The organism is Bradyrhizobium archetypum, assembly GCF_013114835.1.
Lineage (GTDB): Bacteria > Pseudomonadota > Alphaproteobacteria > Rhizobiales > Xanthobacteraceae > Bradyrhizobium > Bradyrhizobium archetypum.
Genome location: NZ_JAAVLW010000012.1, coordinates 44,700 through 60,476, shown reverse-complemented (window position 1 = coordinate 60,476; position 15,777 = coordinate 44,700). Strand labels below are relative to the sequence as shown.

The window sequence follows — 15,777 nt, the reverse complement described above, 5'->3', positions numbered from 1 at the left end:
TCAGCCGCGCGGATGCGCGGCGCGGTAGACTTCCAGGAGCCGTTCGCTGTCGATCCCGGTATAGATCTGCGTGGTGGAAAGCGAGGCGTGGCCGAGCAATTCCTGGATCGCGCGGAGGTCACCGCCGCGGCTGAGCAGATGGGTTGCAAACGAATGGCGCAGCGCGTGGGGGGTGGCGCTGTCGGGCAGGCCGAGCGCGCCGCGCAACCGCTCCATGGTGAGCTGGATGATCCGAGGGCTGAGCGGCCCGCCGCGTGCGCCGACAAAGATCGGACCGGCCGGGGCCAGTGAGTACGGGCACATCGCGACGTAATCGGCGATCAGCGCCAGCACGTTCTGCAGCACCGGCACCATCCGGGTCTTGTTGCCCTTACCGGTGACAATAAGAACGTCGCCTTCGCCCGGTTGGGGTACGTCGCGCCGTTTCAGTCCCAGTGCCTCGGAGATGCGCAGGCCCGAACCGTAAAGCAGCGCCATCACCGCGGCGTCGCGTGCGAGAATCCAGGGGTCGCGTTCCTCACCGGCGCGCTCGTCGGCATCGGCAAAGCGCTTGGCGGCGGCCATCTGGATCGGCTTCGGCAGGCTTTTTGCAATTTTCGGCGCGCGGATGGCGGACAGAGCTCCGACCTTGCCCTTGCCCTCTCGTTCGAGGTAGCGGCCGAACGAACGCAGGCCAGCCAGCGCCCGCATCAGCGAGCGCCCGGCGATGTCGTCGGCACGGCGCATCGCCATGAAGGCCCTGACATCGGTGGCCTCCAGCGCGGCAAACCGTTTCAGCGTGACCTTCTCGCCCCAATGCTCGCCGAGGAAGGTGAGGCATTGGCGCAGGTCGCGGGCATACGCTTCGAGCGTCTTTGGCGACAGCCGCCGTTCGGCGCGCAGATGCGTCAGCCAGCGCGCCATCTCCTGCGCGAGGCCCTCGTCGGCGCAATCAAGCGCGATCGGTTGCAATGCCGGAACTTCCCTGGCCATCATCCCTGCCTTGGACAGCTTGCTCTGGATAGCTTGCCTTGGAGGCGGTGCTTCAACGCATTATATCGCACCTCTTTCGTTTACCGTTCGCTAACTCGCCGGCGCGGCGCTAGCCTCGCTCCAGATACCACAAGCCTGATTCCCCTGATGGACCACGCCACCCGCCAAACCAGCTTATCGGCATCGTTGACCCGCGTCGTCGATGTGTTGGTGCCGGTCGCGCTCAATCAGAACTATTCGTACCGCGTGCCGCGCGGCATGGAGCTGAAGCCCGGGGACGTTGTCTGCGTTCCGCTCGGCCCGCGCGAAGTGGTCGCGGTGGTGTGGGCGGAAAACGCCAATCCTGATCCACGGCTGCATAATCGCCTGAAAGATGTCGGCGAGAAGCTCGACGTGCCGCCGCTCAAGGAGGAACTGCGCAACCTGGTCGACTGGGTCGCCAATTACACGCTGTCCGCGCGCGGCATGGTGCTGCGCATGGCCTTGCGGATGGGCGAAAATCTCGGGCCCGAGCGAATGCGCCTCGGCGTGCGGCTGGTCGGCGAGCCGCCACGGCGTCTGACGCCGGCGCGGCGGCGCCTGATCGAGGTGCTGTCGGATGGCCTGTTGCACGGCAAGTCGGATGCGGCGCGGGAGGCCGGCGTCAGCGCCGGCGTGATCGACGGCCTGGTCGATGAGGGGACGCTCGTCACCGAAGCGATGCCGCCGCCTTTGGCGCCGCCGGCACCTGATCCGGCGTTCGCGCAGCCGGAATTTTCCCATCAGCAGCGCGCAGCGGTGGACATGATGCGGGCGCTTGCCGCGAACGGCACGTTCCATGTCGCGCTGCTCGACGGCGTCACCGGCTCGGGCAAGACCGAAGTCTATTTCGAGGCGATTGCGGAGGTCGTCCGGCGCGGCAGACAGTCGCTGATCCTGATGCCGGAGATCGCGCTGACCGGCCAATTCCTGGACCGCTTCGCGCAGCGCTTTGGCGTGCGTCCGCTTGAATGGCATTCCGAACTGACGCCGCGGACAAGGCAGCGCAATTGGGCCGCGATATCGGCCGGCGAAGCGCCGGTCGTGGTCGGCGCGCGCTCGGCGCTGTTTCTTCCCTATGCCGATCTCGGCCTCATCATCGTCGATGAAGAGCACGACCAGGCCTACAAGCAGGATGACGGCGCGCATTATCACGCCCGCGACATGGCGGTGGTGCGTGCGCACATTGCAAAGATTCCGATCGTGCTGGCGTCCGCGACGCCTTCCGTCGAAACCGAGGTCAATGCGCGCAAGGGCCGCTACCAGCGCGTCGCGCTGGCCTCGCGCTTCGGCGGCCAGCACATGCCGCATATCGAAGCGATCGATCTGCGCCGCGCGCCGCCGCCGCGTGGCCGCTTCATCTCGCCGCCGCTCGCCGAGCAAATCCGGTTCGCGATCGAGCGGCGCGAGCAGGCGCTGTTGTTCCTCAACCGCCGTGGCTATGCGCCGCTCACCCTTTGCCGGGCCTGCGGGCATCGCTTCGCCTGCACGATCTGCGATGCCTGGCTGGTCGATCATCGCTTCCGCCAGCGGCTGGTCTGCCACCATTGCGGCTTCTCGATGCCGCGACCGAACATCTGCCCGCATTGCCAGGCCGAGGAATCGCTGGTTGCCGTCGGCCCGGGCGTCGAGCGCCTGCAGGAGGAGGCGGCGTCGCTGTTTCCAGAAGCCCGCACCATGGTGTTGTCGAGCGACCTCATCACCTCGATCGAGACCATGCGCAGCGAACTGAACGAAATCGCGGAAGGCCGCGTCGACGTCATCATCGGCACGCAACTGGTGGCGAAGGGACATAATTTCCCGCGGCTCAATTTGGTCGGGGTGGTCGATGCCGATCTCGGCCTCGGCAATGGCGATCCGCGCGCTGCTGAACGGACGTTCCAGCTTCTCAACCAGGTGATCGGACGTGCGGGGCGCGATCAGGGCCGCGGGGTCGGCTATTTGCAGACCCACCAGCCCGAACATCCCGTGATGAAGGCATTGGTCGCCAGCGACCGCGAAGCCTTTTATGCCAGCGAAATCGAATCCCGCGAGCGCACCGGCTATCCGCCGTTTGGCCGGCTCGCGAGCCTGATCATTTCCGCCGGCGACCGGCCGACCGCGGAAGGCTTTGCGCGGCGCCTCGCCGCCGTGGCGCCGATCGACCAGCGCATCCAGGTGCTGGGGCCTGCGGAGGCGCCGCTGGCGGTCATCAAGGGCCGCTACCGGTTCCGTATCCTGGTGAAGTCGCTGCGCAACGTCGACCTCTCGGAATATTTGCGCTGTTGGCTCGCCGCAGGACCGAAGACCAAGGGCAACCTCAAGCTCGAGGTCGACGTCGACCCGCAGAGCTTTTTGTGAGCCCTGCTTCACCCTCCCCTGGAGGGGAGGGTCGACGCGCGTGTAACGCGCGGCGGGGTGGGATGACGGTCCATCCCCTCGATCAGTGCCCGAGTGGAGAGATCACCCCATCCCATCTCAGATTTCCCTGCGCTTCATGTGAGCCGACCCTCCCCTCCAGGGGAGGGTAAACAAAAAGCCTGCCGTCATTTGCGACGGCAGGCTTCGTTGCCGCGGAAGTTCCGCGACGGTTACGCAACGCAACGCCTACTGATCTCGTGGACCGGAAAACGGCGCGCAGAGTGCGCGTTAAGAGACGATCTCGGCGGTGACGTGGCCGACGCCGGCGCCGGTCAGGCCAATGGCACGGGCCGCGCCCTTGGAGAGGTCGAGCACGCGACCCCGGATGAACGGGCCACGGTCGTTGATCGTGACGATCACGCTCTGGCCGCGATGGGTCACGCGGAGCTTGGTGCCGAACGGCAGCGAGCGGTGGGCCGCGGTCATGGCGTTCTGGTTGAAGCGCTGACCGGAGGCGGTCTTGCTGCCGGATTCATTGCCGTAGAAGGAGGCCTTTCCCGAGAAGCCGCGCCCGGTGCTCTGCGAACCGATCGAGGCATTGGCGTCCAGCCAGCTACCGCCGGTCGTCTGGGCTCTGCTGGCGTGATGGGAATGGTGGTGGTGATGATGGTGGCGGTGATGCCTGGATTTCGCGGAGGCCTCAGAAACCGTGCCACCGACCAGGAGAGTTGCGGCGATCAGAGCGAGCGCCGTGCGCGACCGGGTTAGAGTTCCCGGCACCACATTATTGGTATGCAACATTAACTAGTCCCTCAGATAGTATTTGCCACAGATGTGACAAATGGAACCCCCGTCCCAACCTCAGAGGGCCGTTTGATGAGGCAATGAGGCATGAATTGGGCAGTAAATCGAGAATGTCTCGGGCTGACATATCTTGGTACCGTCGACGATATTCCGTAATCTTGCAGTTTAATAGATTTTTAACCAATTCAATACTCGTTATTACTTGACAATACAGTCATCACACATCGAGTAAAGATTTGCGCAAGTAATGATCAAATGGAGGCGGGGCGCAGGATTCGTTCCGAACGCTATCGGTCATAGCGGCCATGCAAATGCGGGTGGAACGAATTGGCTGGTCACGGACCGTTAGAGACTCTGCACCCGCGAGACTCAAAATTCCGGCGCGCTGAACCCCATCAAAGTGCATTCGACGGGGCCCGGAAATTGACATGCGACAAGGCATCGCCCATTGCGCGGTCATGTTGCACCTGCGCGCTCGCTATGTTAGCAAAGCCGCGATTTTAACGATCCCGGCACTTCGCGTGCCGGTCGAAAATCGAAGTCCCGCTTGAATTCCAAGGGCTTGGATCGCTAGGCGCCGCTACCCGTGGCGACGGTTTTTCCCTTGCGAGTTTGACAGCAATAAAGAGCGAGTCTGTGGCTGCTGAAGATCCGTCCGTTTCGGGAGTGTCCGGCCGTTATGCTACGGCCTTGTTCGAGTTGGCGCGCGAGGAGAAATCCGTCGACGCGGTAAAGGCCGATCTCGATAAATTCGAGGCGATGCTGAACGGAAGCGCCGATCTCAAGCGCCTCGTCCGCAGCCCGGTCTTCTCGGCCGATTCGCAGGCAAAGGCGCTCAATGCCGTGCTCGACAAGGCCGGAATTACCGGCACCTCCGCCAAATTCCTCAAAGTTCTGACTGCCAATCGGCGCCTGTTCGCCGTCGCCGATGTGATCCGCGCCTACCGCGCGCTGGTGGCGAAGTTCAAGGGCGAGGTGACCGCCGACGTCACCGTCGCCGAACAGCTCAATGACAAGAATCTCGACGCGCTGAAGACGGCACTGAAATCGGTGACGGGCAAGGACGTCGCGCTCAACGTGAAAATCGATCCCTCCATCATTGGCGGTCTTGTGGTCAAGCTCGGCAGCCGCATGGTGGATAGTTCGGTTCGCACCAAACTCAATTCGATCAAGCACGCGATGAAAGAGGCAGGCTGATGGACATCCGCGCCGCGGAAATTTCCGCGATCCTCAAGGACCAGATCAAGAATTTTGGCCAGGAGGCCGAGGTCACCGAAGTCGGGCAGGTGCTGTCCGTCGGCGACGGTATCGCCCGCGTCTACGGTCTGGATAACGTCCAGGCCGGTGAAATGGTCGAGTTCGAGAACGGCACCCGCGGCATGGCGCTGAACCTCGAAACCGACAACGTCGGTATCGTCATCTTCGGCGCCGACCGCGAGATCAAGGAAGGCCAGACCGTCAAGCGCACCCGTGCCATCGTGGACACGCCGGTCGGCAAGGGCCTGCTTGGGCGCGTGGTCGACGCGCTGGGCAACCCGATCGACGGCAAGGGTCCGATCAAGGCCGAGAAGCGCATGCGCGTCGACGTCAAGGCGCCCGGCATCATTCCGCGCAAGTCGGTGAGCGAGCCGATGGCGACCGGTCTCAAGGCGATTGACGCGCTGATCCCGGTCGGCCGCGGCCAGCGCGAGCTGATCATCGGCGACCGCCAGACCGGCAAGACCGCGATCGCGCTCGACACCATTCTGAACCAGAAGCCGCTCAACGCCCAGCCCGACGAGAACATCAAGCTGTATTGCGTCTACGTCGCGATCGGCCAGAAGCGCTCGACGGTTGCCCAGTTCGTCAAGGTGCTCGAAGAGCAGGGCGCGCTGGAATATTCGATCATCGTCGCCGCCACCGCTTCCGACCCGGCGCCGATGCAGTACATCGCCCCCTTCACCGGCTGCACCATGGGCGAGTACTTCCGCGACAACGGCATGCACGCCGTGATCATCTATGACGACCTCTCCAAGCAGGCCGTCGCTTACCGCCAGATGTCGCTGCTGCTGCGCCGCCCGCCGGGCCGCGAAGCCTATCCGGGCGACGTGTTCTACCTGCACTCCCGCCTGCTCGAGCGCGCCGCCAAGCTCAACAAGGATCAGGGCTCGGGCTCGCTCACCGCATTGCCCGTCATCGAAACCCAGGCCAACGACGTGTCGGCCTACATCCCGACCAACGTCATCTCGATCACCGACGGCCAGATCTTTCTGGAAACCGACCTGTTCTTCCAGGGTATCCGCCCCGCGGTGAACGTCGGTCTGTCGGTGTCGCGCGTCGGCTCCTCGGCGCAGACCAAGGCGATGAAGAAGGTCGCCGGCAAGATCAAGGGCGAGTTGGCGCAATACCGCGAAATGGCGGCGTTCGCGCAGTTCGGCTCCGATCTTGACGCCTCGACCCAGCGCCTCCTGAACCGCGGCTCGCGTCTCACCGAACTCCTGAAGCAGCCGCAGTTTTCGCCGCTGAAGATGGAAGAGCAGGTCTGCGTGATCTGGGCCGGCACCAATGGCTATCTCGATCCGCTGCCGCTCAACAAGGTGCGCGCGTTCGAGGACGGTCTCTTGTCGCTCCTGCGCGGCAAGAACGCCGACATTCTCAACGGCATCCGCGACAGCCGCGATCTCTCCGACGATCTCGCGGCCAAGCTGAAGATCGTGGTCGAAGGTTTCGCCAAGACGTTTTCTTAATGATTGCCGCCATGGCCCGGCATCTGGCCGGGCCCGGCGAAACAGTGGCTTGCGGTCGGGCCTGATGGCCAGATCGCCGGGGTGAACTGAGAATGGCTTCACTTAAAGACATGCGGGTGCGCATCGCCTCGACCAAGGCGACGCAGAAGATCACCAAGGCGATGCAGATGGTCGCGGCCTCCAAGCTGCGCCGCGCGCAGACCGCCGCCGAGGCGGCGCGGCCCTATGCCCAGAAGATGGATGCGGTGATTTCCAACATCGCGGCCGCCGCGGCGGGTTCGCCCGGCGCGCCGGCGCTCCTGGCCGGCACCGGCAGGGACCAGGTTCACCTGCTCCTGGTCTGCACCGGTGAGCGCGGCCTGTCCGGCGCCTTCAACTCTGCGATCGTGCGTCTCGCCCGCGAGCGCGCGCTGTCGCTGATGAACCAGGGCAAGGAAGTCAAGTTTTTCTGCGTCGGCCGCAAGGGCTACGAGCAGCTCCGCCGCACCTTCGAAAAGCAGATCATCGAACATCTCGATCTGCGCGGCGTGCGCCAGCTCGGCTTCGTCAATGCCGAAGACATTGCCAAGAAGGTGCTAGTCCGCTTCGAGGCCGGTGAGTTCGACGTCTGCACGCTGTTCTATTCGCAGTTCAAGTCGGTGATCGCGCAGATCCCGACCGCACAGCAGATCATTCCGCTTGTTGTCGAAGGTCAAAGCGGCAACGGCGCGGCAACGGCCTATGAGTACGAGCCGGAGGAGGACGAGATCCTCACCCGCCTGCTGCCGCGCAATCTTGCGGTGCAGATCTTCCGGGCACTTTTGGAAAACAACGCCTCGTTCTACGGCGCGCAGATGAGCGCGATGGACAATGCTACCCGCAACGCGGGCGAAATGATCCGCAAGCAGACGCTGGTCTACAATCGCACGCGTCAGGCCCAGATCACCAAGGAACTCATCGAAATCATCTCCGGCGCAGAAGCAGTCTGAGCGGGAAAGAAATTCGGATCGAAGGAGAGTGTAAATGGCTACAGCAGCCAACCAGATCGGTCGCGTCACCCAGGTCATGGGCGCCGTCGTCGACGTGCAGTTCGAAGGCCACCTGCCGGCCATTCTCAACTCGCTGGAAACCAAGAACGGCAACAACCGCCTGGTGCTCGAAGTCGCGCAGCACCTCGGCGAGTCCACCGTCCGCACGATCGCCATGGACGCCACCGAAGGTCTGGTGCGCGGCCAGGAAGTGAAAGACACCGGCCAGCCGATCGCGGTTCCCGTGGGTGACGGCACGCTCGGACGCATCATGAACGTGATCGGCGAGCCGATCGACGAAGCCGGTCCGATCAAGGCCGAAGGCACCCGCGCCATCCACCAGGAAGCGCCGACTTATACCGACCAGTCGACCGAGGCCGAAATTCTCGTCACCGGCATCAAGGTGGTCGACCTGCTCGCGCCCTACGCCAAGGGCGGCAAGATCGGCCTGTTCGGCGGCGCCGGCGTCGGCAAGACCGTGCTGATTCAGGAGCTGATCAACAACGTCGCCAAGGCGCATGGCGGTTACTCGGTGTTCGCCGGCGTCGGCGAGCGTACCCGCGAAGGCAACGACCTCTATCACGAGTTCATCGAATCCAAGGTCAATGCCGATCCGCACAATCCGGATCCGAGCGTGAAGTCGAAGTGCGCGCTGGTGTTCGGCCAGATGAACGAGCCGCCGGGCGCCCGCGCCCGGGTCGGCCTCACGGGTCTTACCGTGGCCGAGCACTTCCGCGACCAGGGCCAGGACGTGCTGTTCTTCGTCGACAACATTTTCCGCTTCACGCAGGCCGGCTCGGAAGTGTCGGCGCTCTTGGGCCGTATTCCTTCGGCGGTGGGCTATCAGCCGACGCTCGCCACCGACATGGGCGCGCTGCAGGAGCGCATCACCACCACCCAGAAGGGCTCGATTACCTCGGTGCAGGCGATTTACGTGCCCGCCGACGACTTGACCGATCCGGCGCCGGCGACCTCGTTCGCCCACTTGGACGCCACGACGGTGCTGAGCCGCGCGATCTCCGAAAAGGGCATCTACCCGGCGGTGGACCCGCTCGACTCGACCTCGCGCATGCTTTCGCCGCTCGTCGTCGGCGAAGAGCACTACCAGACAGCCCGCATGGTTCAGCAGGTGCTGCAGAAGTACAAGTCGCTGCAGGACATCATCGCCATTCTCGGCATGGACGAACTGTCCGAAGAGGATAAGCTCGCGGTGGCGCGCGCCCGCAAGATCGAGCGCTTCCTGTCGCAGCCGTTCCACGTCGCCGAAGTCTTCACCGGCTCGCCCGGCAAGTTCGTCGAGCTCGCGGACACCATCAAGGGTTTCCGCGGCCTCTGCGAAGGAAAGTACGACCACCTGCCGGAAGCGGCCTTCTACATGGTCGGCACCATCGAAGAAGCCGTCGAGAAGGGCAAGAAGCTCGCTGCTGAAGCAGCCTAGGGGCGAATGGCGAATAGGGAGTAGCGAATTGCGCTGCTCCCATTCCTCTCCACTCGTTATTCGCTACTCGCTACTCGCAGGTTCTCCATGGCTACCTTTCATTTCGATCTCGTCTCCCCCGAAAAGCTCGCCTTCTCCGGCGAGGTCGATCAGGTTGACGTCCCCGGCGTGGAAGGCGATTTCGGCGTGCTGGCCGGTCACGCGCCCGTCGTGGCGGCGGTTCGCCCGGGCATCCTGACCGTCACCGCCAATGGCGCGCATCAGAAGATCATCGTGCTCGGCGGCCTTGCCGAAATGTCGGAAAACGGACTGACGGTGCTCGCCGACGTCGCGACCTCGATGGCCGACGTTGATCGCGCGCAGTTCGCCGAGACCATCGCCGAGATGGAAGCCAAGCTCGCCGAGAAGGAAGGCTCCGAGCTCGATCATGCCATCGAGCGACTGGATCACTTCAAGAGTATCCAGATCGAGCTCAACGCGACGGCTATGCACTAAGCCCCGGGGTACCGCCCCGGGGCATTTGAAGGCCCTGATACCGCCAGTGCTCGTCACCCTGTGACGGGCGCTGAGCTTTTGAGGCAGCGTTCTCTAGCTAAGCGATCGCCATCGGCCCGCTTTCGACCGGCGCGAATTAGGGTCAACTATCGCGGTTGAGCGGAGCCCTGATTGCCGTTAGCGTCCGAGGCCGGCCCCACCGCCACGGTAACGTTTTGAGGCATTCCGGAACGCTCAACTGTCAAGCGGACCTGTTCGCCGATCCGGGCCAGGCCAATCCGGTTTCGCAGTTGCGCGGCGGAATGGATTGGGCGGTCATCCGCTTTCAGCACGATGTCGCCTTTGCGCAGCCCTGCCGCTTCCGCAGGCGAGCCGGGAGTAACGTCGGCGATCCGCGCACCCTCGCTGCGTCCACTGTCGGTAGATGGATTTAGTTCGCGCAAGGAAATGCCGATCCGGCCGCGTTCGACGCGTCCCTTCTCGACGATCTGTTCCATCACCCGTCGGGCCATGTTGACGGGAATGGCAAAGCCGATGCCGACATTGCCGCCGGCGGGCGAAATGATTGCGGAATTGATGCCGATCAATTCTCCCTTGAGATTGACCAGCGCGCCGCCTGAATTGCCGGGGTTGATCGCCGCGTCGGTCTGGATGAAATCCTCAAAGCCCTGCTTGCCGAGCCCGGTGCGGCCGAGTGCGCTGACGAGGCCCGAAGTTACCGTCTGGCCAAGCCCGAAGGGGTTGCCGATGGCGAGGACGAAATCGCCGACTTCGAGCGCGTCGCTGTCGCCGAACGCGATCGCCTTCAGCCCGCTCGGCGATTGAATGCGCAGTACGGCAATATCGGTGGCCGGATCGCGCCCAACGACCTTGGCCGAAAACGGCCGACCGTCTTTGGTTTTGATCTGGACAGTCGATACCTGATCGACAACGTGGTTGTTGGTCAGGACATAACCCTTCTGCGCGTCGACAATGACGCCGGAGCCGGTGGCGTTGATTTCCTTCTCTAACTGTTTGGGAACGTCAAAAAACTCCCGAAACAGCGGATCGCGGTAGAGGGGATTGTCCTGGCGGACCTTGCCGTGGACCGCGATGTTGACCACCGCGGGCGTGACCTCGCGAACCAGCGGCGCCAGCGTCGGCACAGCGCCACCGGTCCGCAGGTTCGGAATTTGTCCCAACGCCGGGGCCGCAACGGTCGCGGTGCCGACTAGGCTCGCCAGCACAATCGCAAGAAGTCGGTTCATGGTTCTTGTCTGCAGATTAGGACGGAATGGATCAGGAGCCTGCTTGCGGTGCCGCGCTCTGCTGCACGGCAAACCACGGCGCGGCCCACAAGGCAGCAGCGTGGTTGATCCATGTGATGACCAGAATGGCTGGCGTCAGCATGGTGAAAGCCCGCGGGTGACGGTCCTCCAACGCGGCCATCGACTGCCGATGCTGGTATGCTGTCCGGGTTCTTCATCGCCATCGAGCCGGCGCAATGCAGTCAGGATATCGACGAGCCGGATGGGATGGTCCATGCCGGGAATGTCGCGCAGGTCAGGACAGGATTCGACCGCGAACATGTCGGATGCCCAGGACGACAGGATCACGCGCTTCTCCGCGTCGGAAAGCTGCCGGTCGTCCAATACTTCATCTGGGGAATCATAATGTGCGGCGGGATGAAATAACGCAAAGTCAGCGGTGCTCAAATCGGCCTTGCTCATCGGCGGGGTCTCCTTACTCTCCTTCCATCGAGACGTGTTATGGCTTGGCGGCGGCGTGCCGCGCCGCCGCCAATGTCATCATTGATTACTGATCGGGATGCGCTTGACGGCCGAGCTGGCCTGCTCGGACTTCGGCAGCGTGATCGTCAGCACGCCGTCATGGAATTTGGCTTCGGCCTTGTCTTCCACGACGCCGTCGAGCGGAATCTGCCGCTCGAACGCACCGTAATAGCGCTCCGAGAAGTACCTGCCGCCATTGTCGGTTCGCTCGGACTTCTTCTCGCCGCGCAACGTCAGAACGCCGTTGGCGATCTCGACCTGAACGTCCTTTTCTGTCAGTCCGGGCAGTTCAGCGGATATCTTCAGCTCCTTGTCGGTCTCGTTCAGCTCGATGCTCGGCCATCCGAAGCGACCTTCCATCAGCGGGCTGCCAAAGCGAGCAGGCATCCCGAAGCCGCGGAAGACATCGTCGAACAGCCGGTTCACTTCCCGGTGCAGGGTGAAGAAGGGATCGAAGCTGTCGCGCGCGGACGTAAGCTCCTGGTTTCTCGACCACGGAATCAGATCACGAAAAGCCATAGTGTCCTCCTCATAAAGATCTGCATGTCGATAGTTGCTGCGCGGGCTCGCGCGCGGCTCGCGAGCCGCGCGACAAGCCGCTATTGCCGTTGCCGAAGTGGCCTAAGCCGCCTTCTGTTCGATCTGGCGCGAAGCGTCGGCGTTACCGATCGAGATGCGCCGCGGCTTCATCGCTTCGGGAATTTCGCGCATGAGATCGATGATCAGCAGCCCGTCCTTGAACGAGGCCTGCTTGACCTGCACGTAGTCGGCGAGGTTGAACACCCGACGGAACGGCCGTGCCGCGATGCCGTGATAGAGATATTCGCGCTGATCCGCGTTGGGCTTCCTGCCTTCAACGATCAGCGTGTCGCGTTCTGCGGTCACGGCAATGTCGTCGACGCCGAAACCGGCAACGGCAAGTGAGATCCGATAGGCGTCTTCGCCACACCGTTCGACGTTATAGGGTGGATAATTGTCGTCGGCCGACTGTCGCAGGCTGCTGTCGAGCAGCTCAGCCAAATGATCGAAGCCGATCGTGGAGCGCCACAAAGGCGAGAAGTCAAAGGTCCTCATAGCCAAGTCCTCCGAGGAGCAAGATGGATACGAAGGAGCGTCGGACACCGTCCGGCGCCCAATCAACTCGCCGGACCCGAGCTGGCATCCGGCGCCGCTGTCAGCGGCAAAAATCGAATTAGAAGAAGGTTGAAAAGTTTCAAGACCCGGATTGAAAATTTTTCAGCGGCGCCGCGCCTCGCGGCGGCAGACTTAATCCAGCGTAAATGGCCGGGCAGGGCGCTGAAGCTGCACGAGGTCGGACACCCCCTTGCGGCCGGTTAGCTGCTCGTTACGAAGCTTGGGCGTCCGCGGCTCGTGCGGCCTGGGGCCGATGGCCAACAGCATGAACAGGCACCGGTAACCTTGGTAGCGGGCAGCCGGACGGGTACGTTCGCGCCCGTGCATGATCAGCGCGCCCTCCTGGCTGTGTACCCGCCACTCCCAACTCCGGCGGCGCTTGGCTACAATTACTTCCATCATGGGAGGCACGACACCGTACGGAGCGGGTGGTTTTCAAGGCTGCGCCAGTTAGTCTGCGGCCGGTACAAAAAGGTTCGCTGATACCGAACCGCCGACGGCATCCGGCACTTTCTGCGAGATGGCCGGCCGAAAAATATTGAGCGACGAAATGCTGTCAAGCGCTGTCCGTCCTGCGGACGCGGTGCGTCATGCAATCTAGCGGGCGAATTCCGCAAATAGTCCTGCGACTGTCCGGTACACCTCGCGCCGGAACGGCACCACAAGATCGGCGACGCGATCGAGCCGCTCCCAGCGCCAGGAATCGAATTCGGCCGGCTGGCCGTTGCGCGGCGTCAGCGGGTCGATCTCGTCCTCACTGCCGGTGAAGCGTAGCGCGAACCATTTTTGCCGCTGGCCGCGGAATTGGGCGAGGCGATGCGTGGGCGGTCCGTCATAGGGCGGAAAGTCATATTTTATCCAATCGCTCTCGCCGAGATAATCGGCGCTGACCGCCCCGGTCTCCTCCCAGAGTTCGCGCATGACGGCGTCGCGCGGATTCTCGTCGGCGTCGATGCCGCCTTGCGGCATCTGCCACTCGAGCCCGGGGAGAATGATTTCCGGCCCGTCGTCACGGAAGCGTCGCCCGATCAGCACCTCGCCGGCGCTGTTGAACAGCGCGATACCTACATTGGGACGATAGGGTTTGTCGGGCATCTTCGGTCACACCCGAGATTGCGGGCTCATGTTTCGCATGTCCCGGAATGACGGCGCAGTGCGTGAAAGATGCGTCATGCTAGCCGCCAGCGAGGCTGGCGAATTCCTTGACCACGCGTTCATAGACCGGGCGCTTGAACGGAACGATGAGGTTCGGGAGATTCTTCATCGGCTCCCAGCGCCAGCTCACGAATTCGGCCTTGTGTCCGCCGCCGCCGGGGCTGGCGACGTTGATCTCGGCGTCCTTGCCGGTAAAGCGTACCGCGTACCATTTCTGCCGCTGCCCGCGGTAGCGGCCCTTCCAGGCGCGGCCGGCCACGGTACGCGGAATATCGTAGATCAGCCAGTCCGGGACCTCGCCGAGCTTCTCCACGGAGCGGACGCTGGTTTCCTCGTAAAGCTCGCGCTTGGCGGCCTCCCAGGTATCTTCGCCGGGATCGACCCCACCCTGCGGCATCTGCCAGACATGGGTTTCGTCGACATGCTCGATGCCACCGGCTCGGCGGCCAATGAAGACCAGCCCGGCTGCATTGATCAGCATCATGCCGACGCAAGTCCGGTAAGGCAGGTCCTCGTAGCGCGCCATTCCGTCAGCACTCCTTTGCTTGCATCAACTCCGCCCGCAATCGATCGGGTCGGCGCCGTCGGGAATAGCCCGGATTGTCGCCATCAGCTTGATCTCTAGCCTGATTTTGATTTCAGCATCGCCGTTGTCAATGGCACAAGCATGATGCCACGGTTGTCGAGGGTCTTGATCCAGACGGCAAGCCGCTCGATCGAAATCGGCAGGGCCGAGGCAACGCCCACGGCCATCCCGCGTTCCTTGGCGAGCGTCTCCAGCTTGACCAAGATCCGATCGATCTCGGCGGAGGTCGGCACCGCGTCGATGGTGAAATCGGCCTTGGCGAAGGGCATCGATTGGGCCGCCGTCAGGGCTGGTGCGGCGCTGCGCGGCGAGGAGCCGTCATCAAGATAGCCAAGGCCGCGCTTGGCCGCTTCGCGGATGATCGGCTGCATCACGGTGTCGGCGGCGGTGAAACGCGCTCCCATGAAATTGGCGATCCCGGCATAGCCCTGAAACCGGCTGAGATGCCAGTACAGCCGGTCGATGTTCTGGTCTGATGTCAGCGTGGTGAGCAGGGTCTGAGGGCCCGGATCGTTGTCCGGATAGTCGAACGGCTCCATCGGAACCTGCAGCAGGATCTCGTGACGCTGCGCGCGGGCCCGCTCGGCCAGCCTGGCGGGGTCTGCCCCGTAAGGCGTAAAGGCGAGCGTGACGGCCGGCGGCAGTTTCATGATGGCATCGGTGGTTTTGGCTGCGCCGACGCCGAGGCCGCCGACGACAATCGCGACCACCGGCATTCTCGCGGCCTTGGCGCGGTCGGCATCGGCCGCATAGACCGTGAAAGGCTTCAGGCCATCGGCCACCACCGGGATCATGCCGTGGCGCGACTTCTCCAGCAGCCGCTGATCGATGCCCGCCATTGCGGCGGCCGGCGCCGCCTCGGCGGGGGATTTGTCGGCGGTGTCGCTGCCGATCACGATGTCCTGGCGCTTGCCGCTGGAGCCGTCGATGATGGTGACGGTCTTGTTGTCGCCGGCCGGGGCCTGATGGGCCGCGGATTTGGGCGCCTGTTCGGGGGGGCCGGAAGCGGCTGCGGACTGCTTTTCGTCGGCCGGCTTGCGCAACGCGACGCGGGCGATCGGCTCGCCGCCGAGCGGATTGTCGGTAAAGAGCGCTACGGTCAGGAAAGCGACCAGGAACAAGCCAAGCAGCACGGCCAGCGCCTGCATCGCCGTGAACGGCAGCCGAAACCAGCGCTTCTTGCGCTCTGCTTTCTGCCCGAGCGGCGTACTCAGTTCGTCGGCCGTTTCCGTCATGAACCTTCCCGAATCACCCGGCCCGACGATACCACGATGGCCCGGATTCAAGCGCCTGCGCCGACCCGCAAAAAGCACCGTTCGGGGGCCAGCGGCCG

At 63.5% G+C, this 15,777-nt stretch carries 15 protein-coding genes; 6 read left to right on the top strand and 9 right to left on the bottom strand.

Features of this window, described 5'->3' with window-relative positions; translation table 11 throughout:
• Complete coding sequence (locus HCN50_RS30385) at positions 1 to 972, bottom strand: tyrosine recombinase XerC (RefSeq protein WP_171713557.1); 972 nt, start codon at positions 970 to 972, stop codon at positions 1 to 3.
• 147 nt (positions 973 to 1,119) lie between these two features.
• Between HCN50_RS30385 and HCN50_RS30380 the strand changes: the two genes are divergently transcribed.
• Positions 1,120 to 3,330, top strand: a complete 2,211-nt coding sequence (locus tag HCN50_RS30380; protein WP_171713556.1) for a primosomal protein N' — start codon at positions 1,120 to 1,122, stop codon at positions 3,328 to 3,330.
• Positions 3,331 to 3,618: 288 nt separating this feature from the next.
• Here HCN50_RS30380 and HCN50_RS30375 read toward each other — a convergent pair whose 3' ends face one another.
• The gene (locus HCN50_RS30375; RefSeq protein WP_171713555.1) at positions 3,619 to 4,131 is read right to left on the bottom strand and encodes a septal ring lytic transglycosylase RlpA family protein; all 513 of its coding nucleotides are present in this window, start codon (positions 4,129 to 4,131) and stop codon (positions 3,619 to 3,621) included.
• Positions 4,132 to 4,770: 639 nt separating this feature from the next.
• On the opposite strand from HCN50_RS30375, the gene HCN50_RS30370 reads away from it, so the two are divergent.
• The 5 genes from HCN50_RS30370 to HCN50_RS30350 all read left to right on the top strand — a co-directional run bounded on the left by HCN50_RS30370 (position 4,771) and on the right by HCN50_RS30350 (position 9,800).
• Positions 4,771 to 5,331 carry a F0F1 ATP synthase subunit delta gene (locus HCN50_RS30370; protein ID WP_171713554.1) on the top strand — a complete coding sequence of 187 codons (561 nt, stop codon included), beginning with the start codon at positions 4,771 to 4,773 and terminating at the stop codon, positions 5,329 to 5,331.
• Positions 5,331 to 6,860, top strand: coding sequence for a F0F1 ATP synthase subunit alpha (gene atpA, locus HCN50_RS30365; protein WP_171713553.1), 1,530 nt, complete (start codon positions 5,331 to 5,333; stop codon positions 6,858 to 6,860). The genes HCN50_RS30370 and atpA overlap by 1 nt, the downstream gene beginning before the upstream one ends.
• A gap of 92 nt (positions 6,861 to 6,952) precedes the next feature.
• Positions 6,953 to 7,828: a F0F1 ATP synthase subunit gamma gene (locus HCN50_RS30360; RefSeq protein WP_171713552.1), complete on the top strand. Its 876-nt coding sequence runs from the start codon at positions 6,953 to 6,955 to the stop codon at positions 7,826 to 7,828.
• Between the two features lie 34 nt (positions 7,829 to 7,862).
• Positions 7,863 to 9,305, top strand: coding sequence for a F0F1 ATP synthase subunit beta (gene atpD / locus HCN50_RS30355; protein WP_171713551.1), 1,443 nt, complete (start codon positions 7,863 to 7,865; stop codon positions 9,303 to 9,305).
• 87 nt (positions 9,306 to 9,392) lie between these two features.
• Positions 9,393 to 9,800, top strand: coding sequence for a F0F1 ATP synthase subunit epsilon (locus HCN50_RS30350; protein WP_171713550.1), 408 nt, complete (start codon positions 9,393 to 9,395; stop codon positions 9,798 to 9,800).
• 146 nt (positions 9,801 to 9,946) lie between these two features.
• On the opposite strand, the gene HCN50_RS30345 is transcribed toward HCN50_RS30350, so the two are convergent.
• The 7 genes from HCN50_RS30345 to HCN50_RS30315 form a co-directional block, all read right to left on the bottom strand.
• Positions 9,947 to 11,047, bottom strand: coding sequence for a Do family serine endopeptidase (locus HCN50_RS30345; RefSeq protein WP_171713549.1), 1,101 nt, complete (start codon positions 11,045 to 11,047; stop codon positions 9,947 to 9,949).
• Positions 11,048 to 11,182: 135 nt separating this feature from the next.
• Entirely contained in the window at positions 11,183 to 11,509 is a 327-nt protein-coding gene (locus tag HCN50_RS30340) for a hypothetical protein (protein ID WP_235977312.1), read from the bottom strand.
• A 78-nt stretch (positions 11,510 to 11,587) separates the two neighbouring features.
• Positions 11,588 to 12,088, bottom strand: coding sequence for an Hsp20/alpha crystallin family protein (locus tag HCN50_RS30335; RefSeq protein WP_171713548.1), 501 nt, complete (start codon positions 12,086 to 12,088; stop codon positions 11,588 to 11,590).
• Between the two features lie 102 nt (positions 12,089 to 12,190).
• The gene (locus HCN50_RS30330) at positions 12,191 to 12,643 is read right to left on the bottom strand and encodes an Hsp20 family protein (protein WP_171713547.1); all 453 of its coding nucleotides are present in this window, start codon (positions 12,641 to 12,643) and stop codon (positions 12,191 to 12,193) included.
• A 657-nt stretch (positions 12,644 to 13,300) separates the two neighbouring features.
• Positions 13,301 to 13,798 carry an RNA pyrophosphohydrolase gene (locus HCN50_RS30325; protein WP_171713546.1) on the bottom strand — a complete coding sequence of 166 codons (498 nt, stop codon included), beginning with the start codon at positions 13,796 to 13,798 and terminating at the stop codon, positions 13,301 to 13,303.
• A gap of 79 nt (positions 13,799 to 13,877) precedes the next feature.
• Positions 13,878 to 14,384 carry an RNA pyrophosphohydrolase gene (locus tag HCN50_RS30320; RefSeq protein WP_171713545.1) on the bottom strand — a complete coding sequence of 169 codons (507 nt, stop codon included), beginning with the start codon at positions 14,382 to 14,384 and terminating at the stop codon, positions 13,878 to 13,880.
• Positions 14,385 to 14,479: 95 nt separating this feature from the next.
• Positions 14,480 to 15,679, bottom strand: a complete 1,200-nt coding sequence (locus HCN50_RS30315; RefSeq protein WP_171713544.1) for a divergent polysaccharide deacetylase family protein — start codon at positions 15,677 to 15,679, stop codon at positions 14,480 to 14,482.
• Positions 15,680 to 15,777 lie beyond the last annotated feature (98 nt).